The sequence below is a fragment of the Amphibacillus sediminis NBRC 103570 genome (genome assembly GCF_001552275.1).
In the GTDB taxonomy this organism is placed as follows: Bacteria; Bacillota; Bacilli; order Bacillales; family Amphibacillaceae; genus Amphibacillus_B; species Amphibacillus_B sediminis.
Genome location: NZ_BCQW01000003.1, coordinates 1 through 26,319 on the forward strand (window position 1 = coordinate 1; position 26,319 = coordinate 26,319).

Sequence of the window (26,319 nt, forward strand, 5' to 3'; positions counted from 1 at the left end):
ACTATTTTAATATATTTATACTAATTATTCACTATTAATTTATAATTAATAGAATGCAAGCAATTAGCCCATTTTGAATAAAGTGAAACTTCGTTCAGTGGGGGTTTCGACGCATAGATGTGCTCGTGCAGACGTTGCAACACAACGTCGCGAACTTAGCAGCTTCCTCTCTCCCCCACTGATCTTTAGTTGACTCAATCGGCCGTTATTGGCTGTTGGATCTCTCACTTAGACATGACGTGTTTCCTTATTTCTTGAAGGGAGAGACTTACAAAAACCCTTCGATGGGGTGAGTAATCGCAGCTCCAGCCAGTTACACTGCGATAAAAATTTTAACTTTATTTAATAGAAATCTACCCCTTCTATAAGTGATGGGATGAATCATTTGTTTCAAACCCCGACTGAATAAATGCCTTTAGCTGAGGCGAGATTTTCAGCGGAAATGTATATAACAAAGACCGATGAAAATCTCGCACAAATCCGCCAAAGGCACATTTAATTAACGGACCAAACTATGATCCTTATCAGCCTTTATTAAAACATACTCAGTTTATAATGATTTGATAATAGCTCAAGTAGCTTTAATCCGGCAATGCTGTTCCCTTTCTCATCGAGTGCTGGTCCAAAGATCCCAATGCCGAATCGACCTGGAACCGCCCCCATAATACTGCCAGCCACTCCGCTTTTCGCTGGTATACCAATTTTAATGGCAAACTCTCCTGAAGCATTATACATACCACAAGTAACCATAAAGGTTTTACAAATTCGAGCAACGTCTTTTGGAATGACTTGTTTTGAAGTTACTGGATTTATACCATCCATCGCAAAAACCGTTCCCATCTGCGCTAGTTGAAGACAGTTCATTTCTATCGCACATTGTTTGCTATAAAGACTAATGAGTTGTTCAACGTTCTCATTCATTCGGTTATGTTGTTTTAAAAAGTAACAAAGTGCCCGATTTAAATCTGCTGTTCGGTACTCTGAATCAGCAACTTCTTGGCAATAATTGATTGATTGGTCATTCGCTAATTCACGAACAAATTCCAGTAATCGCTCAAACTTCTGCTCCATCGAGCGCCCTTTGATCATGTGGGTGACGACTAGAGCACCCGCATTAATCATAGGATTAAGGGGCTTTGCTGGAACGTTTGATTCTAATTTTGCAATTGAATTAAATGGATCTCCGGTTGGCTCCATACCGACATACTCAAATACCGTTTCTGCTCCCCAATCCATTATAGCTAAAGCTAGACTAATCACCTTGGAAGTGCTTTGCAAGGTAAACTTTTTTTTGACATCTCCTGCTGAGACACAATGACCATTCGGATATTGAATGGCAATCGATAAATCATTTGGATCTGCCTTACCTAACGCTGGAATATAATCGGCAACCTTTCCATCTTTAGCATAAGCTCTCGCTTTGGTTACGAAAGCAGCTAACTCCTTGTTTGTCTCACACAACATTATCATCACCCATTATAAGTATGAGCCACAAGAAGCAAAACATAAGTCGGAATGACAAATTTTGATAAGATCATAAAGTGAAACTTCGTTAAGTGGGGGCGACGCATAGGATGGCTCGTGCAGACGTTGTGACACGACGTCGCGAACTTAGCCAGCTTCCTCTCTCTATCCTCCATTGAACGTTAGTTGAACCAATCGGATCGTTACTAGCTGTTGGATCCCGATTAGACATGACGTGTTCCCTTATTCGTTGAAGTGAGAGGCTTATAGTTAGTTACACTGCGATAAAATTATAATTATCGTTCTCTTAAAAAAGATCAGCTTAGACGAATCGTCGAGTTAATCATTAAAATAATTCCTTTAATTAGATAATTTTGAACAATTAAGCTCCCGAGTACTTGAATACCAAATTGTGATATAAACACAAGGGGCATGACCAACAATGTGACTTAAATTCAAAAATAAGAATTATTCTTTAAACAAAAATTAAGAAACACAGTCAACCCTCATTGCTCATTTATCTTTCCAAAACTAAAAAAAGATGCCGAAACAGATCTTTTCGGCATCTCGTATTTAGCGAATCGTTTTTAATGCGCCACTCCATTTTATTAGCTGATCAAGCATCTCATTAGCATTGTTGGCATGGTATTCAGCTGGTTTGAAAACTGAGAAGTTTTCAAAGTCACTCATAAGTGAAAAGGTTACAGCTGTACGAACATCCGCAACTTGCAACTCGCCAAGAATAAGTCGGAGATTTTCGTGTGCACGTGTACCTCCTAGACTTCCATAGCCTACAAAGCTTGCTGCCTTATTGTTAAGCTCTGGATTCAAATAATCTAGGGCATTTTTCAATGCACCACCTACAGCATGGTTATATTCCGGTGTCACAAAAATGTAACCATCAAATGATGCCATTTTATCCTTCCATGCTTGAATAATCCCTTCTGTTTTGGCTTGATCGGCTTCAGCTACTGACGCTCCAAGAAGCGGTAAATTATAATCGGCCAAATCAACCAACTCATATTCAGCGTCACCTCTATTTTTAGCAAACTGATACATCCATTGAGCGACGGCTTCTCCATTACGACCTTCTCTAACACTTCCTAAAACAACAGCTAGTTTTAACATTTAAAATCCTCCCTTGATTTATATCTCAGTTTCAAGATAATTGTATTATATCTCGATTTCAAGATAAACGCAAGTCATTAATCTTTTATTTTAAAATGGTGTTCAAAAAAAGCCGAATCAAAAAGCTAGCAAGACAAGGAGCTGACGATTTGAACAATTAAATGTCTGCTATTAAATACGTAAGTGAACTATAAGATAGATGTGGAATAGACGTGCTTACCATTCGGCGATTTTTTGAACACCTATTAAATAATCAAATATCCATAATATTACCTTCATAATCAACAAACTGACAACCTTCTGAAACAGTGATGCGCTGATCGATTAATTGATAAATTCCTTTAGCTGCTTCATTTGGATCAATTGGAGCTTGTTGTCCCCCCATATCCGTGTGCATCCAGCCGGGATGAACGGACAGAACCTGGATATGGTCGTCTCTCAAATAAATGTTAAGCTTTTCAGTTAACATATTTAACGCAAGCTTAGATAGGCCATAAGGATAGTCATGAACATATGTTTTAGTGAGTCGCCCAGAGTCTGAGCTAATATTAATAATTGACGGATTCGTTCCCTTTCTTAATAATGGAAGAAAATGTTTGATCATTCGAATCGGACCAAAAGTATTAATATCAATCGCTTCAAGGCTTGCATTAATATCTAGCTCTTCGATTGTTTTATTTCGTTCATTCAAAAGTGCGGCATTATTTATCATTACATCTAAATGTTTTTCTTTCTGAGTTAATTTTTTTGCAGCTTGTTCAATCGCTGCTTCATCTCTTACATCAAATTGTAAAATGATAAGTTGATCTGAGTAAAGCTGTTGTAAGTCACTTATCTGAGCATTCATCTTTCTAACTGTTGCAAAAACAACTGCTCCCTTAGCCAAAGCTAGCTCTGTCAATGCTAACCCCAATCCACGGCCAGCCCCTGTAATTAATACGTGCTTCATTAATAAATCAACTCCAATTAGTTATATTTTGGTCATGGTAAACTTTGTGTAAAACGCTTTCATTATTAGGTATTTTATAATGCGCTGTCCCTTAAATCAACTCCACTATAGGGATAACTCAAAGACCCTAAATCTTATGCATCCTGACTTAGCACCAAATTGTATTGATCAAAGCTCGATACATTTTCGCTAGATCTGGTAGCATTGTCCAAAGACTTTAACTTTATCGCAGTATAACTGACTGGGGCTACCGATTACTCGCCCCATCGAAGGGCTTTTGTAAGTCTCCGACTTCAAATAAGGGAACACCTCATGTTTAAGTGGGAGATCCAACAGCCAGTTTGGTTCAACTAACGTTCAGTCGGGGAAAGAGGATGCTGACTAAGTCACGATGTCGTATCGCAACGTCTGCACACACATCCTATGCGTGAAAACCCCCACTGAACGAAGTTTTCACTTTATTAAGAAGGACTTGATTCCAAGAATGGAAAACAAATAGGTATTCATTGACCACTTATGCGTGGTCAATGAAGCTAATAAATGATCGTGACGCTAAAAAGATGATCTATTAAATTGATTAGAATCAGAGGTACATCAAGTAAGTGATATCCGGCTCGGCATAAATTAAGCATTAAGAAAATGCATATGAATGCTAGACATTCCAAGTCTGATAACAACATAAATCAATAACAACCTATGATCGCAGTTTTTTTGGGCTGCCAACTGTGGTCATCCATTTGATAGTGTCTAAGGATGTTGAGTAACGATGTCTTTTAAAATTTGATAAGAACGCTTTTGTTTTTTCCGATCAAATATATACGATACAGCCATTATTTCATCTACATCATAAGCTTGTTGAAATTCATACAGTTGCTGACGTATAGAAGCATGTTCCCCCACCAAAGTATAGCTGGTCATGGATTGAACAGTATATTTTTCCTGTGGCGACCAAATATCGTTGATTTGATCGATAGGAGGACTTAACGGTTGATTCGTGCCGCGTATGACATTTAAGAAAAATTGCTGCATCGATGTCATTTCTTTTTTAGCTTCGTCATCTGAGTCTGCAGCAATCACATTTAGACAGATAATGATATACGGTTCAGAAAGGTAATTAGAAGGTTGAAACTGATCACGATAAATTTCGATCGCCTCTGCCATATGCTGTGGAGCAAAATGTGAAGCAAATGCATAGGGTAACCCAAGTTTTGCAGCTAGCTTGGCTGAATCTGTTGATGATCCCAAGATATAAAGCGGAACATGTGTATCGACACCTGGAAACGCCTTAACAAAGTCTTGTTCACTACTTGGTCCAAAGTATTTTAATAAAGCTTGCACATCATCCGGAAAAGTATGGACAGAATCATGGCCTTTTGAACGACGTAAAGCACTGGCTGTAAGCATATCTGTTCCGGGTGCACGTCCAAGTCCTAGGTCCACACGCTCGGGATATAGTGTAGCCATTGTACCAAATTGCTCGGCCACAACCAATGGAGCATGGTTAGGTAACATAATCCCTCCAGAGCCAACCCGAATTGCTTCGGTATGTTCTAGTACGTGTTTAATTAAAATAACTGTCGCCGAGCTTACAAGTGTAGACGTATTATGATGTTCAGCGATCCAGTAGCGTTGGTATCCCATTGCTTCTGCTGCCTTTGCCAAATCAACTGTTGCTTCAATGGCTTGTTTCTGACTCTCACCTTCTCTAATAGGCGCCAAGTTTAAAATTGATACAGGTATATTTAATCGCACCATCACATTCACTTCCTTTGGTTTAGCATACCCCATATCTTATCATGTGATAACATAGTACTCAATTTATTTGACTGGACTGCAACACGCCCCCAACAAAAATAAGTTACAGCAGTTTTGTAGTCGTTAAATAAAGTGAAATTCCGTTTAGTAGGTGTTTCGACGCATAAGATGTGCTTCTGCAGAAGTTACGACACAACGTCGCAAACTTAGTCAGCTTCCTCTCTCCCCCACTGAATGAAATACATTTTCACTAATAGAAGTAGGGAACATCTAATGATTGAAGTTAAATGATTCTAAGCTTGATCATGCCTTCAATCTGATTTAATCTAGCTTTTAGATTATTAAGAACAGGATCATCCACATTATGATCAAGGTCAACGATTGTATATGCATGCTCTTGTCGGCCGCGATTAACCATATCTGCTATGTTTAGGCCAAAGCTTGATAAAACCGTCGTCATTTGACCGACCATATTAGGAATATTATGATGAAAAGCTGTGATTCGTTTTTTTCCAGTAAAGGGTAAACTTGTATCTGGAAAATTAACTGAGTTCTTTACATTCCCTGTTTCGAGAAAGTCTTTTAATTGTCGAGTAGCCATTATCGCACAGTTTTCTTCAGATTCCTTCGAAGAGGCACCAAGATGAGGAATTGGAATAACATTGTCCATGTTCAATACTGCCTCATTTGGAAAATCAGTAATATACTTCCCTACTTCTCTCTGTTCAAGCGCAATAGCCATATCTCGGTCATTAACAAGCTCACCGCGCGAGAAATTTAAAATATGAACATTGGACTTCATTAATTTAAATGTCTTCTCATTAAACATACCTTTAGTTTGGTCGGTTAATGGGACATGGACAGTAATAAAATCTGCTTTAGCATATAGTTCTTCAATGGCCAGCACACGTTTGACATAGCTAGATAAATTCCAAGCCATATCAACGGAAATGAACGGATCATAGCCGATTACATCCATACCAAGATCAAGCGCATCATTTGCCACCCGTGCTCCTATAGCTCCTAAGCCAATCACCCCTAATGTCTTCCCGTTTATTTCCTTACCAACAAATTGTTTCTTTCCTTGTTCTACTAATTTAGGAATGGCATTTCCTTGTCCTTTTAGCTTTCTTGTCCATGCAATGCCATCAAATAGCTGTCTTGAAGCCGCCATTAAAGTTGTTAAAACAAGTTCTTTGACCGCATTGGCGTTAGCTCCCGGGGTATTAAAAACGGCAATGCCACGATTTGTACATTCGTCAACAGGGATATTATTTACTCCAGCTCCTGCTCTAGCTATTGCCAATAAATGCTCTCCTAAAGCCACTTCATGTAGATTATAGCTTCTTAATAAGATCGCACCCGGATCTTCAATTTTATCATCAACAAGATAATCTCCATCTAATAAAGATAAACCCTTTTCTGAAATAACATTAAGTGTTTGTACTGTTTTGCTGCGATCTAAAATGCCTGTGCTCACTGAATCTCCTCCTTTTGATCAAATACGCCTTGTTGTATTACGCTCAGATTTTATCGAGCGAATTCTGAAAATCTGTGATATCTGTCGGATGCTTTAACTTGATTCAGCCGGGGTTTGTCCCCCACTGAACGGAATACAAATTTGCATTCATCTCACCACTTATAGAATTTAGGTGACTTCTGCTAAATGAAGTTAAATGCTATTTGAATTTCATCTTTAACGTATCAATATTCATTCAGTTGGTAAGTGTATATCCCTCCTAAAAAGCACAAAGAGGCAAGGATCATAGATCCTTACCTCTGCCCAGGCGAACGGCTATTTGACACGAAATGCTCCCTCACGGTTAATCCGTGTTCGCCAGTCACATCTCGTATAGTCTATTTAATTTTTCTCATCTTATCATAACAAATAAAAATGCAATAATCAATATTAAAAATGTACATTTATATCATTTCACCCGTTGAACGTTCGGATTTTGCGAATTGATTATATCTCCGAACAGCTGAATGGAAATCGATATTAAGAAAGTGCTAAGGACTGCCTTCCATCTTCGGCCAATAGAATGGACGCTAAAGAAGTCACTACGAGAAGCCATTTACACTGCAATAAAGAAAAGAGATGCTATTCGCATCTCTCTTAAACTGATTATTGTACTTCTACACTACCTGTAACTTCGCCACCAGTAAGGTCAGCAGAATCTTGGTACTCTTCACTTGCAAAGTAAAGATTTCCGTCAATTGTTCCATCTGGAATTGAGAAGCCATTTGCTTCTACGTATACATCACCAGCAAATGTACCACCTTGAATACGAGTATTTTCACTTTGAACCGTTAATTTAGGTGCAGTTAGCGTAAATTGATCAATGATGTTACGATCTTCATCTTGTGTGTAAAGCGCTAATTTACGAGCAGGCTCGCCTTTACTTTCAAATTCACCTGTTAAAACTAATTCATTATCAGTTGAGAAATCATCTTCAAAGATAATAATCCAAGCACCATCTTTAGACACACCTGATAATAAATCATCTTCACCTTGTACAATAACTTGTGTTGCTCCTGTAGTAGCATCAGCTTCAGTAGCATCAGCTTCGGTATCAGTTTCAGGTTCTTTACTTGTGTCTTTATCTTCTCCTCCACATGCAGCTAATAAGCCAATGACTAATACCATCATCAATAAAGTCATCCATTTTTTCATAGTCTTTCTCCTCCTAATCTTTCTATATGTATTGTGACTACTTTCACATACTATATTAACATATTACTAAGAAAAGTCTGTGTACAAATTGTGAAAAATTGATCATTATTATTTAAATTATTTTAGCAATTCGCTTTAACTTTGGTATACTTCTATACTATAATGTTAAGTTATTTTATTAGAGTTTACAGAATATTTAATGGTTTAAGACTGATATTAAGCGATTTTACAGCAGATTGACTAGATCTCCTGATTACAAAGTAATGGATAACCCACATTAAATTCACCTTTATGTATATTGTTTATTTGTTGTTTATTTCACAAATTAATATACATAAAAGTTTGTTATTTCATTCACATTTTTATGTACATTTAAGTTTAACTTCATAAAGTGAACCTTCGTTCAGTGGGGGCGACACATAGGATGTGCTCGTGGCAGACGTTGCACACGACATCGCGAACTTTGTCAGCTTGCTCTCTCCCCCACTGAACGTTAGTTGAACCAATCGGGCTATGACTGGCTGTTGGATCTCCTACTTAGATATGACGTATTTCTCTATTTCTTGAAGTGGGAGTCTTAAAACCAGTTACACTTCGGTAAAAAGACGAATGAAAAACCACTTATCGGTGTATCATTCGTCTTTCCTTCAGTAATATTTACATTTGTCTCGCATCGTTCATCCTAATCAGTCGGTAGCGCCATTTTCTACTTCTTCTAAACAAGGTTAGAATTTAAAATAAGTACGTGCATTTTGATATGAAATACCTTGTATAATATCCCCAAGTCGATCAATTTGCTTCGGATACTCTCCTGCTTCCACCCAATCTGCGATTAAATTGCAAACAATACGGCGAAAGTAGTCATGTCTTGGGTAAGATAAAAAACTGCGTGAATCTGTCAGCATACCAATAAAACTGCTTAACACACCGATATTTGCTAGATTTTCCATCTGATCAAGCATACCACGCTTTGTATCATTAAACCACCAAGCCGTGCCTAATTGCATTTTACCTGGAATACCATTGCCTTGAAAGCTACCAATAATGGTCGCTAGCTTTGCATTATCGTTTGGATTTAATGAATAAACAATCGTTCTTGGCAAAGCCTGTTCTTTCTCTAATTGGTCAAAGAAACTTACCAATGGTTGAGCCACTAAGTGGTCATTCATAGCATCATAACCCGTATCAGGTCCTAAAGTATTTAACATCCTAGTATTATTATTACGTAATGCATTCAGATGTAACTGCATCGCCCAGTTACGCTTAGCGTACTGTTTCGCCAAGAAGGTTAAAGTATAGGACTTATATTTGATGGCTTCAGTTTCAGATATCTGTTCCCCAGCTAATATTCGAGCAAAAATTTCTTCAACTTCAGATAAAGTCGTCGCAATAAACATAAAATGGTCAAGTGCATGATCAGAAATTCGTCCACCAATTTGATGGAAAAACTCGATGCGTTGTTCAAAAGCGCTTAATAAATCCTGATAAGAATGAATGGCTCTATGACTCACATCACTTAATTTCTCTAACCATGTTAAAAAGGTCGGTGAGTGTGGATCAAGTCCTTTATCAGGTCGAAAGCTTGGTAATACTTTAACATTAAAGGTCGTGTCGTTGGCTATTTTTTGATGATAAACTAATGAATCAGTCGGATCATCTGTTGTGCAAATAACCTCTACATTTGCACGACTAATCAAATCTCTTACATTCAACTCGCCACTTACCAGACGCTCGTTCGCTTTCTCCCAAATTATCGGAGCTGTTTCCTCATCTAATAATTCAAAAATTTCAAAGAAGAACTGAAGCTCCATATGTGTCCAATGATACAGAGGATTGCCGATAAGCTTGGGTACTGTTTTTGCCCAAGCAAGAAATTTTTCGTAATCACTGGCATCACCAGTAATGTAGTGCTCATCAATCCCAACCGTTCGCATGGCTCGCCACTTATAATGGTCTCCATAGAGCCAAACTTCAGTGATCGTTTTGTAGGATCGATTTTGATAAATTTCTTTAGGATCAAGGTGGCAATGATAATCAATAATAGGTAAATCCTGAGCAAACTCATGATAAAGTTTTTCAGCAAGCTCCGAATGTAATAAAAAATTCTCATCCATAAACGGTTTCAACGTTGATCTTCCTTTCAAATAGTAGGATAGCTAGCAAGTTCCATATATGAAAAATCTCTAAAATCAAATACGTCTTGGCGTATTTACGCCCAGAATTTATCGAATTTGCTCGATAAATTCCCTCTGAAAATCGATTATAAGGTGAAATATGTTAATAATTATGGTACATTTATAAAAAAATTATTTAGCTGTTGGCAGAGGTGAATCAAAATGAGTATCACAATTAAAGATATTGCCAAACAAGCTGGTGTTAGCTACTCAACTGTATCTAAAGCATTAAATAATAGCCCGCTTGTTAAAGACGATACCAAAACAAAGATTATTGAGGTTGCTGAGCGCTTAGGCTATCAGCCGAATTATGCTGCCCAACGCTTAGTGAAAAAAAGCACTAATATTATTGGCTTAATTTGGCCAACGATTGACCGGACCGTGCCTGCACGTCTTGTCGGATTGGTTCGAGCAGCACTTGAGCAAAAAGGATATGCCATGATTCTATCTGTTGATCCAATAGAAGAAGCTATCAATATGTTTAAGCGCTTTCAAGTCGATGGTGTGATTTTGTTTGAAGGGACAAACTATCAGCTTAATACCACTTTTGACATTCCAATGGTGTCATACGGCATCACACATCCTAACAAGACCTACCCACTTATTGACGCCAATCATCGCTTAGCTATCGAAAAAGCAGTTAAGCACTTGGTCGACCTTGGTCACCAAGACATTCAATTTATGGGTAGCTTAGCCAAAGACGATCCCTTTCAGCTCGAAAAACAACAAGGCTTTATCGATGCTATCACGAAGTACAAGTTACCAACTGAACGCTGTCATTTAATTGATACTAAAGGATTAGATTGGTTCGATGGCTATAAAGCTATTGCCTCCTGCCTAAAAAGCAACAATTTACCAACAGCTATGATTAGTGCCAGCTACGAGCTTAGTGGCGGCATTATTCGCTGTCTGGCTGAACATCACATTCAAATCCCTAAGCAGCTATCACTGATCAGTTATGATAATATACCACAAATGGCACACTTGGAAGTTCCATTAACTGCGGTTGGAATTTCAATGGATAACCTAGCGGCAAGTATTGTTGAGACACTTATGTTAAGCTTAACAACTGAATCATCTATCCCCCTTACACAAAAATTAAACCCTGAATTAGTTATTCGAAAGTCCTGTTCCAAAATAAGCCAAGGTTAAGCTTCAACTTTCGCCATGTAAAAAGTCATAGGACCCAAAGTGATGGTGACATTGACCAGCAATTAAAAGTCACTCGGTAAGCACTTCATTTATCAAGTGCGCCTCGGCGTATTTGTACCCAGATTTTATCGAGCTTCGCTCGAAAAATGTCCTCTGTTGGCATCCACTAAAGGCTTTAACTTTATATAGCCCGGGTTTGCCCCCCACTGAACGTTAATTGAACCCATCGGGCCGTGACTGGCTGTTGAATCTCCCACTTAGAAATAACGTGTTCCCTTATTTTTTAAAGTGATAGGCTTACAAAAGCCCTTCGATGGGGCGAGTAATCGCAGCCTCATCTAGTTACACTGCGATAAACAACACTTTTCCGATATCCATCAAGACCTATCCTTTTGTTCCTATCTACGAAAGTAGAAATATAAACTTAGCTCTATTCTGTCATGACTTGACTCACAGCGTCAAATTTAATCTGATTCGTTTGTTCCAGCTCAAATACATTAGCTTCCTTGATATCTGCTTCGATTCTATTAAAGTAAATAAAATGACTATTTCGACACTCGATACCCCGATCAGAAACAAAACAAATATGGTTTAAGCTGATGTCAGTTATTTGCTTTTCTGGAAGACCTTTAATTACAACAGCATGTTCTGCGCCGTGAATCCTAATAGATTCTAGATAAATGTCCCGTAATAAGGGAAGAGCGGGATCATCGCCTACATCTGTTTCTTTCTCATGTGTATAATCCATTCGAATACTAATTGCCTCTGTTTTAATTCGCTGCATTTGAATGTTATTTATCCAAATATATTCGACGATACCTCCTCTTCCGGGCATGGTTTTAATCCGAACACCTTTATCTGTTCCCGAGAAGATACAGTCTTTTATTTGAACATATCGGACATCACCAGACATTTCACTTCCAATAACGAAGCCACCGTGTCCCTGAAAAACATGACATTGTTCAATTAAAATATGCTCACTTGCTATACTTGGCGAACGATGTCTTTTTCCTGACTTAATACAGATTGCATCATCACCGACGTCAAACCGACAATGCTTAACTGTGACAAATCGGCAAGATTCGATATCTAGACCATCGCCATTTTGAGCATACCAAGGATTTCGAACAAAAAGATTTTCAATCATCACATGCTCACAAATCCATGGGTGAATGTTCCAAGCTGGTGAATTTTGTAACGTTACACCACTTATTTTTACTCGCTTGCACCGTCTTAAGCTGACAAGATTCGGCCTAAAGTATTCATGGTAAGGCTGATAGCCCGATTTATCTAACTCTGAATCAGGTAAGCCGTAGTTAAATTTTTTTGCACCACGAAAGCCACGTTCCGTTGGCCACCAAATTTGCTTATCAGGATCTAACACCCCTCCACCTGCTTCTAAAGCTGACCACATTTGCTCTGTCATTTTCCATTTTTTAACTGGCCGCCAATATTGACCAGACCCATCAATTATTCCGGCACCGGTGATCGCTATGTCTTCAAGGCATTCACCATCAATAGGAGCAATACACCTAAAGGTTTCTGCCCCCTCAAAGCTCGAAGCAATTAAAGGATACTTTTCGTAATCTGGGATAAAGCAAATAGTGGCATCCCTCTTGACATGGAGTTCTATCCTTGACTTTAATTGAATCGGTCCGGTCATCCAAACCCCTGATTCAACAATTATTCTACCACCACCATTCCGGTGACAGGTTTCAATAGCTCGTTTGAATGCCTCTGTGTTGTCGGTACGTCCATCTCCCTTACCACCAAAATCAATTAATCGATAATCTTGATTAGGTATAGTTGGTGGTTTAACAGAAAACGAAACCGGCTTTATTTCTACAGGCGCTTGCTTTAAGTATGCGTTAAGTGGCAATGCTAACTGTTTCAATTCTTTGACGACTATGTGAGCGATTTGCTTCGCACCTTGATGTGAAAAATGGGTATCGTCTTGACTCCCTTCTGGATAATTGATGTACTCATTTGGCTTCAGCCATAAGAAAAGAAGTTTTGATTCTTCTACACCATAGGACTGATATAATGTCATACTCGCTTTAGTTAGATCAATTAAAGGGATTGACTCATTCATAGCTAGCTCTCTTACCGCTTCAGCATAAACGTGATGTGTATCGATTATTTTGCCTTGCTCAGTAAATTTCCGGCGAGCTACTGGGGTAATCAATACAGGCTTAGCTCCTTTTTGCTTAGCTATTGTAATAAAAAACTTCAGATTGGCTTTAAAGCTTCCAAATGGTTCTGTATGTCTAGCCTTATCTTCTTTTTGATCATTATGACCAAATTGAATCATTAAATAATCGCCTTCTGCTAGTAATGACGCAACCTGATCAAAATTTCCATCTGTAATAAAGCTTTTTGTACTTGCTCCGGATTTAGCTGCATTTATAATAGTGATCTGCTCATTAAAATATTGCTTTAAAAGTTGGCCCCAACCCGCTCTTGGATATAAGTTCTTATCGTAAGCGGCCATTGTTGAATCACCGATTAAGTAAAGATTCATTTACCTAGACTCTCCTATTCTCTCAATCAACCAATTGCTGAAGTAAAGCGACTGCTTGATCTTGATAGCGACTGTATACTGGGATGAGAGCAATTAATTCCGTTGTTGTCGACTGTGGTAGAATCAAGCCATAGGCCTCTTCTTCGCCTGTCTCTGGATTAGTAACCATTACTAATTGCTCCCCTCCGTCGATATCTAAAGGAACCAACCCTTCTGGATCTAATACCGTATCATTGATTAGTTCCTGTTGTACGACAAGAACATCGCCATTATGGGCGGCAATTTCGGTAATGAGTCGTTCATAATGAGGAGGCAGTTGTTCAATTTCAATGGATTGTTCACTCGCTAAAGTGGTCTGTATCGTTTCAATAAGGCTGTCTTGACCTTCGTTGGCAAATACACTAATATTTAGCCCATCCTCACTTGAACAACCACTAAGTATAATAACAACCATAGCCATAATATATAAGATGCTCTTCATCCTCTTCCAGTCCTCTCACTAGTCTAATAGATGCATTTGGACACTAGCCAAGATAAAGGCACCTACACCATGGAGATCATTGACACTTGTCTCCCGATTTACATAGTAACTATACTCACCTATTGATGTACCAATACATATATCATGAACGGATAAATAGCCGCTCTTGTCACAAGTGACTTTATGTTGAATTAAGCCCTGATAGCTCTGCTTGATCAAGGTCCGATAAGCTGGTGAAATGTAACCTTTATTAATCGCCTTGGCAATTGTATAAATAAACAAACTCGAACATGACGATTCAAGCCAGTTATCTTCCTCATATGTTTTATCAACGATCTGATACCACAACCCCGTTTCACTATCTCGATATTTGATTAAACTATCGACTAACTCTTGAAGGACTTGACGTAAAGTCGCTTGCTTAACATGATCTTCTGGTAAAAGATCGATAAATAGTGTCAATACCATGGCATACCAGCCAAGTGCACGTCCCCAAATTTCAGGTGCATGCCCTTTTTCTGTTGCCCATGGAGCTGATTTGCTTTCATCATAGCCATGAAAGTAGAGTCCAGTTCGTTCATCTTTAGTATATTTTCGCATCAATTCTTCTTGGAGTAACACTAAGTCAACTAAGTCAGGATCTTTAAATAACTGACTATACTTAATCGCAAATGGTCCAGCCATGTATAGTCCGTCTAACCACATTTGATAAGGGTAATGATCCTTGTGCCAAAACCCACCTTGTTTGGTACGATTCAATGTTCTTAATAGGTTGCGTAAGCGTGTTGCGGCAATCGCATAACGTTTATCACTTGTTTGTTCATATAAAGGAAATAGTAATAAGCCTGCTTGGATCGCATCTAATTCTCCCCGCGCAAATAGGAAATTTCCTTCTTCATCAACAAGCCCGTCAACGTACTTCTTAACATAATCGAAATAATCTTGATTCCCTGTTATTTGCCAAACATCAAGCATGCTCCAGAGAAAGACACCTTGATGATAGTGCCAGCGTTCACGAGGTGGTAAATCTATTGGCTCATAATCATGCATCAAGCTTTGACAAGCTAGTTCTGCCCATTCTAATGCTGATTTTCCTTGAAAGTTCTCCATATTATGACCTCCATTTCTAATCCCAACCATTGTATTCAAACCAATCAAAGTCAGCGAAGCTATCACTGTCGTGACCATTACCGCTAATATACAATCCCATATAGGCACCAACAAAACCATCTGCTTTATCAGTGCTTAGTATCGTGCCATCTATATCTTTGACAAGATACTGCCATTGTTCAGATTCAACCGCAAAAGCAAAGGAATAAGCCTGTTTTCGCGCTTCAACCTTCAAATAAAGCTCAGCAGAATTCAGATTTACCGATGCTACGACCTGCTCTTCTCCATCTTCTCGTTTGACCAGTTTGAGCAGCTTTTGCTGATCGACCTGAGCATATTCAAACCGAAAATGATATTGATTGCTTTGCAGTAAAACGATACCTGCCGCTGTGTGTTGTTCTGGCGTAAACTTCATCTTTGTTCGTGCATCAAAATTAAAATGCTGCTGTCTTCTACCAATGAAGGCAGGATTGTCAACGTCTGATAGCATTGTTTTCTTTGCCTTTAGTCTCAAACAGCCTGGTTTTTCTGTTAATGACCAGAATTGGCCGCGTGGTGTACGAATGAAATTCCATTGTTGAGCTAACGTTTGACCTTCAAAATGATCGCAGCTCGGTTGTTTCGGCCAACGATGCTCTGGCAAATTAGGAAAAGGCATTTCCGTTTCAATTACACCTTTACTTGGATTGACAACGGGCCATCCCTCTTCCCAGCTCACTGGAACTAAAAAGGATTCTCGGCCTAGATTTCGATAGTAACCTCCATATGGTCGTGAAGCTAAGCAAACCATCCACCAATCTCCATTCTGGGTCTGAACAAGATCAGCGTGACCGACATTAACGATGGGATGATTGCGCCCTAAATGACGATGGGTAAGTATTGGATTGATTTTGGCAGATTCGTATGGACCCGTTACGGACTTACTCCGAGCAATTGTGACAGCATGGGTAAAGCCCGTTCCTCCCTCTGCAATCATAAGATAATAATAATCATTAATCTTATAAAGATGTGGGGCTTCTTGTGCATGGGCATTCTTTAATGCACCATCCCATAATCCATAAACCGGTCCCACTAATTTTTGAGATTCTAAATCCAATTCTTGAAGCCAAATTTGATTATGCTTTGGATGATCTTGCCCTTCAGGTGGTACACGATTACCTGTATAGTAAACCTTTCCATCTTGATCAAAAAATAACGAAGGGTCAATCCCAGGTGCATGATCTAACCAAATTGGATCTGACCAATCCCCAGCTGGATCCGTAGCAGTCACATAAAAATTACGACGTTCACCTGTTTGACTGACGACAAAGGTCGTAATCATATAAAAAAGCCCATTATGATAACGAATAGTAGGGGCATAAATCCCTTTTGAGCAAGGGGTAAAATCCAAGTTAAGCTGTGATGGACGATCAAGGACATGCCCTATTTGCCTCCAGTTTACTAAATCTCGACTATGAAAGATTGGAACACCAGGGAAATATTCAAAAGTTGACGTAACTAAATAATAATCTTCATCTACTCGACAAATAGAAGGATCAGGATAAAATCCCGGTAAAATTGGATTTTTAAATGTTTTCATTATACTTCCTTTCCGTTTTTCAGGAGATCAAATGCACCTTCGCGTATTTGGATTTTATTGATTGAAGCTCGATAACTTTCTGCTGAAAATCCGCAGCAACCGCTGGAGGCTATAACTTGATTCAGCCGGGTTTGTACCCTGCTGAATAGTATACAAGCAGGCATTTATCTCTCCATTTATTTTATCTAAACGTATCAACAGTTTAGTTGTTAAGGAATGCATCCATCAGTCCATGTCAAAGACAAAGTAAAGTGAAACTTCGTTCAGAGGGGTTTCGACGGATAGGATGTGCTCGTGCAGACGTTGCGTCACACGTCGCGAACTTAGCCAGCTTCCTCTCTCCCCCACTGAGCGTTAGTTACACCAATCGGGCCGTTACTGGCTGTTGGATCTCCCACTTAGACATGACGTGTTCCCATATTTCTTGAAGTGGGGGCTTACAAAAGCACTTCGATGGGGCGAGTAATCGCAGCCCCAGCCAGTTACACGGCGATAAAAAGCAGCAGATTACTCCCTTTTTAAATAGGTGTCATCTAACTGTCGATACTGTCTTCCTTCAATAGAAAGATGCTCAACCGCTTTAACGTAGACAATAGGAGCATCCTTATGGAGCTGTTGAGTTTGAACATCCTTTAATACGATATCATTACTTTGATAAAGCTGTAATGCCGGTCCAGATTTGGTATTAATTTGAACCTGATCAGCTATTAATCCCTCAATATATTGGCCGTATATCCCTTCTCCAGCCATGTATAGCTCCTCCTTAACCATATCAGGTTCACCACCCTCAACGTCTTCAGTTAAATCCAACTCAAGGGTGACATCGTGTAAGGTTAAGTTTTTGATTGGCATTTCTGGTAAGCCATAAATAAAGCCCGCAGCAGCACGTACTTTTTTAGCTAATATATGATTGAATTTTAGATCAGCAATGATTGGTGTTTTTTCTGTCACTGGCACCGGCTCTGGAGTCGTCATCAATGGATCATCTAAATTTACACCATAACGATAAAAGGCATTAACAGCAATGGGACACAGACAATCCTCCATCACGATATTGTTGGCTAACATTTGTTTAATATAGCCGCCACGTGCTCGATTTGTTTTAATTCTAATTCCTCGATCAGTTCCAATAAAAATACAATTACTGATCGCAATATTTTTAATGCCACCTGAATTCTCACTACCTAACACAACTCCACCATGACCATGAAGCATGGTACAATTTGAAATGGCAATATTCTCTGATGGAATACCAATATCTCGACCATCTTGATTAATTCCTGATTTAATCGCAATGCAGTCATCACCAACGTCAAAGTGACAATTTGTAATGGTCACATGCTGACAGGAATCAACATCCAAGCCATCACCGTTTGGTGTATTTGATGGATTAAATATCTGCAACTGATTGAGCATCACATGCTGGCAATAGACCAAATGCGTATTCCAGAAAGGCGAATTTTGTAATGTAATGCCTTCTAGTTTGATATATTGACAATTTTTCAATTGCAATAGTGGCGGACGCAGAAACTGTGAAGGCCACTCAACTAGATTCGTTTCATTAGGCTCAGTCATGTTTTGATTTAAATGAGCCATTTGATCGGTCATTGAAGATTGGTAGCCTTTGCCCTGTTTAAGCAAGTGGTAGATCTTCCACCAGCTTTGTCCTTGGCCATCAATCACGCCTTCTCCTTTAATTGAAACATATTCAAGATTTTCACCAAATAATAATGGTGAAAAAGCATAGCATTGGTAGCCAGACCATCTTGTATAAACGGGCTGATAGCGATCAAAGCTATCGTCGAATAATAACTTTGCTCCTGCAGCTAGGTTTAAGGTTAAATAGCTGCAAAGCTTAATTGGACCCGTTCTATAAATACCAGGAGGGAAATAGATGGTTCCCCCTCCTGTTTGTGCACATTGTTCTATTAAATCTTGAATCGCATGCGTATTATCAGTAGAGTCATCACCGACAACTCCGTAATCTGTGACAACGTAATCAAACACTTGTCTACCTCCCTGTTAAATTGAATAGAAGTGTGTGTTCAAAAATACCGAATCAGAAGTAAGCAAGTTAAGACGACCACGGCTCATCTGTCTATACATCTTTGTGTAGCGCAAATTTGCGTCAACAGAGAGATACCCGCCGATCATTATTTGGTCGTTTTGAACAATCTCTAACATGGATTAGCCTTTTACAGAGCCTAACAATGCTCCTTTGGCAAAATACTTTTGTAAAAATGGATAAACAAGTAAAACAGGAACGGTGGCTACTACAATCGTCGCCATTTTCACTGTTACTTCTGGAGGCGGGACATCCGTGTAGGCCGCTCCATCATAATTAAACCCACTGGCTAACACGACGATTTGTCTTAATAGTACTTGCACTGGCCATTTCGTTGAGTCACTTAAATAAAGAATGGCATGCATGTAAGTATTCCAATAGGTAACGGCATAAAATAACGAAATTGTAGCGATAGACGGCATGGAAACAGGAATGACAATTCTGAATAAAATACCGAAGTCAGAAGCACCATCAATTTTGGCTGATTCCTCTAATCCTTGTGGTAGATTCATAAAAAAGCTACGTAATATAATCATATTAAAAGCATTGATCGTGACCGGAATGATCAGTGCCCATAACGAATTTAATAAACCCGTCTGCTGAACAACTAGAAAAGTCGGTATCATACCACCATTAAATAGCATGGTGAATACAATTAAAAAATTTAGTGCTCGACGTCCTACTAGGTCACGTCGCGACAGACCGTAGGCGGTCAAAACGGAAAAAAACATACTCCATAAAGTGCCTAAGAATGTGACAAAAACAGAAATGCCTAGTGCTCGAAAAATGGTATCTGTTGAAAAAATAAACCGATAGGCATCTAAACTAAATTTAGTAGGGAATAGTAAGAACTTAGTACTAGCGATTTCAGCACTAGTAGCAAACGAACTCCCCACCACATGGATAAATGGGAGAATCGTGACGAGACCCATTAAGCCAAGTAACGTGTAATTAATTGTGTCGAATATTTTACTACCTACAGAGATACGTGCTGTAGCTTTTTTACTCATTGTGATCACCTCTTTAATGTTTAGTAAATCCCTTCTTCGTTAAATGCTTTAGCAAGCTTATTCGCAATGACAACCATGATTAAACCAACTATTCCTTTAAAGAAGCCGACAGCAGCACTGTAGCTAAACTGTCCCTGCTGTAGCCCAGCAACATAAACATAGGTATCAAAAATTTCCCCGACCGAACGATTTGAGGCATTTAGTAATAAATACACATGTTCAAACCCTAACTCTAGAACATTACCAATCTTTAAAATGAGCAAAACGATAATCACGCTCCGAATCGACGGAAGGGTAATATGCCACATCTGTCTAAATCGATTGGCACCATCAATTCTAGCCGCTTCGTATAATTGGGGATCTACAGCGGTTATAGCTGCAAGAAAAACAATGGTTCCCCAGCCCGCCTCACGCCAGATTACTTGGATAATATAGATGGGTCTAAACCACTCAGCACTCATTAGAAAGTTAATTTTTTCAAAGCCAAAGGTTTCGAGCAGGGAATTAATAATCCCACCGTCAAGTGTTAGCATGACAAAACTTATAGAAACAATAACAACCCATGACATAAAGTGTGGGATATAAATAATCGTCTGGATTCCACGCTTATATAGGGAATGTCTAACCTCATTTAACATCAGTGAAATAATAATCGGTATTGGAAAGTAAATGAAAATTTGTAAAGCAAATAAACCTAACGTATTGCGAAAAATCATCCAAAACTCAGGACTTGTGAATAGGCGTTCAAAGTGAGCAAAGCCAACCCACTCACTTCCTGTTATACCTAGATAAGGTTTATAGTCTTGGAATGAAATAATTAGTCCATACATAGGTAAGTACTTAAACACAAGAAAATAAATCACACCTGGTAATATCATCAGGTAGATTAGCTTATTTCGTTTAATTCTACGCCATGTCTCAGACCTTCTCTTTTTGCGATCAACTGCTGTCATTTTCTTTTTTGATTTTGTTCTTGGAATGGCTATACTTGCCATAGCAAAACCCCATTTCTTTACTAAGTTAAAAGCTAGCTTAATGCTAAGGTAAATGAATAATGTCTCGTCGTAAATAATCATTTTATTAGGAATGATGGTTAATCGTATCCGCTTACATCTATTTCCTTTATTCTCCTCATCAATATGTGATGATGATTATCTCCGATAGACATAGATGGTTAAAATGCCTGTCTTCATCTGAGTAGAAGACAGGCATCCACAGCGAAAAGCTAGTTTTGATACGATTCATTAAATTCTTGAATAATTTTTTCTCCGCCTTGAGACTTCCAGTTGTCAACGGCAGCATTAAAGCCATCGAGATCAATTTGACCTAAAATATATTGATAGGTTGCATCTGTGATAATTTGTTGTAATCGTGCACCATCACGTGTAAAGGTTTCAGAATATAGTGGTACCGTTGGATCTTCGATTAAATAGTTTTCATTATCGATGAATAAATCCTCTGATTTTGCCTTTGGTTCATAGTCAAAATAACCTTCATAGCGTCCATTTGTTTCAGGCTCACCAACTTCAATCGCTTGATATGGCTTAACTTCGCGGTCTGTTAAAGCGGCATCATCGACTGGTAATGCACGTCCTTCTATGACCTCATAGTGAACACCTTCAATACCCCAATAAGCATAATTCATCACTTCTGGTGTCATCATCTGATCAAAGAAGCCAAGTAATTTTTTCAAATCTTCCTCTGTTTCAACTGAGCTTTTCGGGAACATGACTAAATTTCCATACCCAGGAATCGCCCAGATGCCATACTCTCCGGTCGGCCCTTCTACATAATTGTGGACATCTAATTCAACATCAGGATTAATGGTGACGGCATCATTATATAAACTAACCACATCACCCATCGAGCCAATATAAATACCCGCTGTACCGTTTTTAAAGAATTCTTGCTGATCAACCTTACTTGTTACCGGAAAGTCTTGATTAATATATCCATTAGAATGTAATTCCTTAAAGTAATCCATTGTTTGCACATATTCATCGAACATAAATTCTGGCATAAGCTCACCGTCTACTTCTCCCCAGTTATTCGGCGTATTAAACCATGAAGCAACGGTTTTAAAAGCACCATAGATTAAATCATTTCGGTCTGTGATCCCAAATGTATCATCAGTACCTGTTTCATTTGGATCATCTTCAGTAAATGCCCGGGCCATTTCAAAGAATTCATCAACTGTTTTTGGAGCTTCTAATCCTAAATTATCGGCCCAATCCTTCCGATAAATAATTCCTTGGCGAGATAAAGGACGACCCTGATACAATGTGTACAATTTACCGTCAACCCTTGTGTTATCCTGAACATTTTCTTTCAATTTTTTTAAGTTTTCAAACTCATCTAGGTAAGGATCAAGTTCCCAGAACTGACCATCTTGAATGGCATCACGAAATTGAATAAATGTACTTTGATTCTTTAGGAAAACAGCTTCAGGCAAGGTATTGGTAGCAAAGGCTGTGTTTAAACGGTCTTCATAGTTGTTATCAGGTACCCATTGAATTTCAATTTTCGTGTTGGTTAATTTTTCAATCTCCTCTAGAACGGTCTCAGTTGGTACCTCAGGTGTATGCAAGTTTGCCATGATTGTAAACGCAAAAGGTTCATTACTATCATCGGCTGTTTCTGTTGTATCTGGGTCATCTGAATTTGATTCGTCCTTATCAGAGGAAGCGCTTTCATTTCCGCACGCCAAAAGAACGAAAGACAATAATGCTAACATTAACCCCAATAAATATTTCTTCTTTTTCAACATGTTACAAGCCCTCCAAATCAAATTTTAAAATGTACTGCACAATAAATCATATTTTAAATTCCAGAAATAGTATATAATCAATTTTACATATTATAGTTAATTCGATCTATTGTCCCTACTCACCTTTAATTTCATATCTTTTTTTTAACCATGAAACACTTGAATAATCATTTCATCGGCTTACCTATTCCTGATCATCTTATCTAATGATTATCATTCACTTAACGGATAGACTCCCATATTCATACAAAAGTGTTATAATAATGATGACGATTCACGTCATAAAACTTGAAACTGTAGGTGATGAGAATGGAATTTAAAGGCATTTGGGATCGTTTAAATCAAATAGCCTTAATCGTCAGTCGTTTTGCTTATTTAAACCTTTTATGGTTGATTTTTTCGTTAGTAGGACTTGTTGTTTTTGGTTTGATGCCAGCAACGGTTAGTATGTTTTCTATTACACGCCGCTGGTTATTGAAGGACAATGACGTTCCTATTTTTACAACGTTCTTACAAACTTATAAAAAGGAGTTTTTAAAAACAAATGGATTAATGCTCATTCTATTAAGCGGTGCAACATTACTTTATATTAATCTTAGGTATGCAGGATTTATCCGTGACACAACGATCTATCCTTTTTTTCTTGGAATTACCTTTATTGCCCTTTTTCTCTATCTGGTGTTAACACTTTATTTAGCACCTGTATATGTTCATTATCATTTAACGGTTAAGCGCTACATCGCTTATCCCATTTTATTTGGTTTAACTAATCTTCACCATACCATTGCCATGCTTGTTAGTCTGTCTGCTGTCTACTATCTTTCGATGCAATTCCCTGGCATCGTATTATTTTTCAGCTTTAGTGTAAGCGCTTTTATAATCAATTATTTTGCTAACTTTAGTTTTTCCCGAATTCAAATGATGGAACAGAAGCTTGACCAATCGGCATAAAGCATAACTTCGTTCAGTGGGGTTTCGACGCATAGGATGTGCCAGTGCAGACATTGCAAACTTAGTAGCTTCCTCTCTCCCTCACTGAACGTTAGTTGAAACCAATCATGCCGTTACTGGCTGTTGGATCTCCCACTTAGATATGACGTGTTCCCTTATTTCTTGTAGTGGGAGGCTTATAGCCTGTTACACTGCGATAAAGCGTGAGCACCTTTAAGGATATTAGGAGTAGATAAAAATGAAACGAAATCAATTTAAGCATTACTATAAGATCATGATTATGTTTTTTCTATTAAGTACTGTTCCCGTCATGATCACGGGCAGTCTTTCTTATTGGAAATCGTCTCAAGCGATTCAAACTTATTCTAATCAAGAGAAAATGCAAAATGTCTATCAAATTCAAATAAATGTTGAGCAAGTGTTAAAAAACATTGATCATTCGATTACTTATTTTGTTCGAACCTCACAAATGCAACAACATATTCGTGATACGATTTCAGCTGAAACATTTGTTAATTATCATACGATTAAGCAGGATTTGAATCATCTACAAACACTAGATACAGGGATAGAAGATATTGTCTTAGTCAGCTTAGAAAATGATTGGCTGATTAACAATAATGGGCTGGCCAATCTTGATCAAATTAGCAAACAAAACATTTTAAATCACTATATCACTTTAGAAAATAATTCGACTTGGATGCTGGAGGAGTATGATCATATCGCCCTCCCCCATAGTGTCCAACATAGTAGTAGCCATTACATAAATCTAGTTAAAAAGCTACCACTTCTATCTTCTGATAAAAAAGGATTAATTAGTGTTCTTGTGCCTAGCGATGTACTTACAACCATGATGGAGCATCGTCTTGCTTCAGAATCTTTCCTTATCTTAGATGAATCAAATCAGGTTATTTCTCATTCTAATCCAAGCTACATTGGTGATAACTTTACCATGCCAGAGCAATTCCTTGCAGAGTTTCACACTGATGAAAAAGAAGGGCAATTTGACTATATTGTTGATGAAATACCGTACAAAGTGACTTACTTAAAATCTAAATATAATGGTTGGACGTATTTATCACTCGTTAAAGTTAGTGATTTAAATAAACGCTCTAGCTCGATTGGATGGTTAACTTTTACTGTCTGTACGATTTTATTGCTATTATCATTTATTGCTTCTATATTAGGGAGTAAAAATCTATACCGTCCGATTAGAAGGATTCAAGATTTAATTAAGCAATCCTACGAACAGGAGCATGAAGATTCGATTAGAGCTGCTAATGAATTTCAATTAATCGAAACACATATTAACCAATTACTAAACAAGAATAAGCATTTAGAAACGAAAATGCAAAATCAGATTAATCAATTAAAACAACTCTTTATGATGCGCCTGTTACAAGGAAAAGTAAATGAAAATGAAATACCGATCAAGCTAAACAGTTTTAATTATCAGCAGAATTGGCAACAATTAACGGTCATGTCCTTACAAATTGATTCATTACAAAATTGCCCATTCAGCAAAAATGACACAGATCTACTCCTGTTTGCGATTAATAATGTTATTGAGGACTTAATCGATACGAACTATCGCTTAACGCCTGTTGTCATTAATCATACTCAATCAACCATTCTCGTTACATCGTTTTCAAATACTGAACAGTACATGCACTTTATTAATGATCATGCTAGCCTAATTCAATCAGAAATTAAACAGATATTCTGTTTATCTGTTAGCATTGGTATTAGTCATCCTTTTAAAGAACTGGTCGATGCCAAAAAAGCCTATCAGGAAAGTACAGAAGCATTAAAATATAGAATAAAAGTTGGTGGCGAATCGATTATTTTCTTTGATAATTTAAATCGTGACGGGCAGTTTTTTATTCAATATCCTAAAAATATCAAATACAGATTATTTGATGCTATTAAGCTTGCTAATCGTACCAAAGCTAATCAAGAGCTTGATAAACTTTTTGAGTATCTTAGTAAAGACGACCATCACCACAATTATTACCAAATTATTTTAACCCGTTTTCTCTATGATTTAATTGAATTAAAACAAATCCTTGGTATCGAGTTAGATCATTCAGATAATCAATCTTTTATAAATGAATTTTTTGAATTAAAAACACTTCACGCCATTAAGGATTGGTTTAAATTTATGTTAATTTATCCATTAATTGAGAAGGTAGATGTTCGAACCCAAACAGAGAACCGATCGTTATCCGATAAAATCATTCAGATTATTCATGATGACTATGACAAAGATATTTCACTTGATCTTATCGCATCCAAATTACATTATAATCCAAATTATTTAAGTAATATCTTTCAAAAGGAAACGAAACGATCATTTAGTGAGTATCTTCTTCTTTATCGGATTAGCAAAGCAAAAGAATGGTTGGCTGAAACGGATCTTTCAGTGAAGGAAATCTCGGCTAAATTAATGTATAATAATTCACAAAACTTTATCCGTTCATTTCGAAGATTAGAGGGAATTACACCTGGTAAGTACAGAAGTGAGCATAGATAAAGTGAA

At 38.0% G+C, this 26,319-nt stretch carries 18 protein-coding genes and 1 riboswitch; of the genes, 3 read left to right on the forward strand and 15 right to left on the reverse strand.

Going from position 1 to position 26,319, the window contains the following annotated elements:
- Window positions 1-534: 534 nt before the first annotated feature.
- The 7 genes from glsA to uxaC all read right to left on the reverse strand — a co-directional run bounded on the left by glsA (window position 535) and on the right by uxaC (window position 10,096).
- Window positions 535-1,464, reverse strand: coding sequence for a glutaminase A (gene glsA / locus ASE01S_RS03195; protein WP_067838235.1), 930 nt, complete (start codon window positions 1,462-1,464; stop codon window positions 535-537).
- Between the two features lie 573 nt (window positions 1,465-2,037).
- Window positions 2,038-2,592, reverse strand: a complete 555-nt coding sequence (locus ASE01S_RS03200; RefSeq protein WP_067838238.1) for an NADPH-dependent FMN reductase — start codon at window positions 2,590-2,592, stop codon at window positions 2,038-2,040.
- A gap of 253 nt (window positions 2,593-2,845) precedes the next feature.
- Window positions 2,846-3,541, reverse strand: a complete 696-nt coding sequence (locus tag ASE01S_RS03205) for an SDR family oxidoreductase (RefSeq protein ID WP_067838241.1) — start codon at window positions 3,539-3,541, stop codon at window positions 2,846-2,848.
- A 747-nt stretch (window positions 3,542-4,288) separates the two neighbouring features.
- Entirely contained in the window at window positions 4,289-5,296 is a 1,008-nt protein-coding gene (locus tag ASE01S_RS03210) for an LLM class flavin-dependent oxidoreductase (RefSeq protein ID WP_067838245.1), read from the reverse strand.
- A gap of 283 nt (window positions 5,297-5,579) precedes the next feature.
- The gene (locus tag ASE01S_RS03215) at window positions 5,580-6,776 is read right to left on the reverse strand and encodes a 3-phosphoglycerate dehydrogenase family protein (protein WP_067838247.1); all 1,197 of its coding nucleotides are present in this window, start codon (window positions 6,774-6,776) and stop codon (window positions 5,580-5,582) included.
- 294 nt (window positions 6,777-7,070) lie between these two features.
- Window positions 7,071-7,151, reverse strand: a riboswitch (ZMP/ZTP riboswitch).
- Between the two features lie 270 nt (window positions 7,152-7,421).
- Window positions 7,422-7,970: a hypothetical protein gene (locus ASE01S_RS03220; RefSeq protein WP_067838252.1), complete on the reverse strand. Its 549-nt coding sequence runs from the start codon at window positions 7,968-7,970 to the stop codon at window positions 7,422-7,424.
- Between the two features lie 725 nt (window positions 7,971-8,695).
- Complete coding sequence (uxaC, locus tag ASE01S_RS03225) at window positions 8,696-10,096, reverse strand: glucuronate isomerase (RefSeq protein WP_067838255.1); 1,401 nt, start codon at window positions 10,094-10,096, stop codon at window positions 8,696-8,698.
- 210 nt (window positions 10,097-10,306) lie between these two features.
- On the opposite strand from uxaC, the gene ASE01S_RS03230 reads away from it, so the two are divergent.
- The gene (locus ASE01S_RS03230) at window positions 10,307-11,296 is read left to right on the forward strand and encodes a LacI family DNA-binding transcriptional regulator (RefSeq protein ID WP_067838258.1); all 990 of its coding nucleotides are present in this window, start codon (window positions 10,307-10,309) and stop codon (window positions 11,294-11,296) included.
- Between the two features lie 430 nt (window positions 11,297-11,726).
- On the opposite strand, the gene ASE01S_RS03235 is transcribed toward ASE01S_RS03230, so the two are convergent.
- The 8 genes from ASE01S_RS03235 to ASE01S_RS03270 all read right to left on the reverse strand — a co-directional run bounded on the left by ASE01S_RS03235 (window position 11,727) and on the right by ASE01S_RS03270 (window position 22,829).
- Window positions 11,727-13,817, reverse strand: coding sequence for a glycosyl hydrolase family 28 protein (locus ASE01S_RS03235; protein WP_067838261.1), 2,091 nt, complete (start codon window positions 13,815-13,817; stop codon window positions 11,727-11,729).
- Window positions 13,818-13,839: 22 nt separating this feature from the next.
- Entirely contained in the window at window positions 13,840-14,298 is a 459-nt protein-coding gene (locus ASE01S_RS03240; protein ID WP_067838265.1) for a hypothetical protein, read from the reverse strand.
- Between the two features lie 18 nt (window positions 14,299-14,316).
- Window positions 14,317-15,408: a glycoside hydrolase family 88/105 protein gene (locus tag ASE01S_RS03245; protein ID WP_067838268.1), complete on the reverse strand. Its 1,092-nt coding sequence runs from the start codon at window positions 15,406-15,408 to the stop codon at window positions 14,317-14,319.
- Window positions 15,409-15,424: 16 nt separating this feature from the next.
- Window positions 15,425-16,987: a glycoside hydrolase family 43 protein gene (locus ASE01S_RS03250; RefSeq protein WP_067838271.1), complete on the reverse strand. Its 1,563-nt coding sequence runs from the start codon at window positions 16,985-16,987 to the stop codon at window positions 15,425-15,427.
- A gap of 507 nt (window positions 16,988-17,494) precedes the next feature.
- On the reverse strand, window positions 17,495-18,994 hold the full coding sequence (locus tag ASE01S_RS03255) for a glycoside hydrolase family 28 protein (protein WP_067838274.1): 1,500 nt from the start codon (window positions 18,992-18,994) through the stop codon (window positions 17,495-17,497).
- 180 nt (window positions 18,995-19,174) lie between these two features.
- The gene (locus ASE01S_RS03260) at window positions 19,175-20,062 is read right to left on the reverse strand and encodes a carbohydrate ABC transporter permease (RefSeq protein ID WP_067838278.1); all 888 of its coding nucleotides are present in this window, start codon (window positions 20,060-20,062) and stop codon (window positions 19,175-19,177) included.
- 20 nt (window positions 20,063-20,082) lie between these two features.
- Entirely contained in the window at window positions 20,083-21,015 is a 933-nt protein-coding gene (locus ASE01S_RS03265; protein ID WP_157065140.1) for an ABC transporter permease, read from the reverse strand.
- A gap of 272 nt (window positions 21,016-21,287) precedes the next feature.
- Entirely contained in the window at window positions 21,288-22,829 is a 1,542-nt protein-coding gene (locus ASE01S_RS03270; RefSeq protein WP_174520229.1) for an extracellular solute-binding protein, read from the reverse strand.
- Between the two features lie 309 nt (window positions 22,830-23,138).
- On the opposite strand from ASE01S_RS03270, the gene ASE01S_RS03275 reads away from it, so the two are divergent.
- Together ASE01S_RS03275 and ASE01S_RS03280 are read left to right on the forward strand one after the other, a co-directional pair.
- Window positions 23,139-23,780: a YesL family protein gene (locus ASE01S_RS03275; protein ID WP_067838285.1), complete on the forward strand. Its 642-nt coding sequence runs from the start codon at window positions 23,139-23,141 to the stop codon at window positions 23,778-23,780.
- A 238-nt stretch (window positions 23,781-24,018) separates the two neighbouring features.
- Window positions 24,019-26,313, forward strand: coding sequence for a helix-turn-helix domain-containing protein (locus tag ASE01S_RS03280; protein WP_067838288.1), 2,295 nt, complete (start codon window positions 24,019-24,021; stop codon window positions 26,311-26,313).
- Window positions 26,314-26,319: the final 6 nt, after the last annotated feature.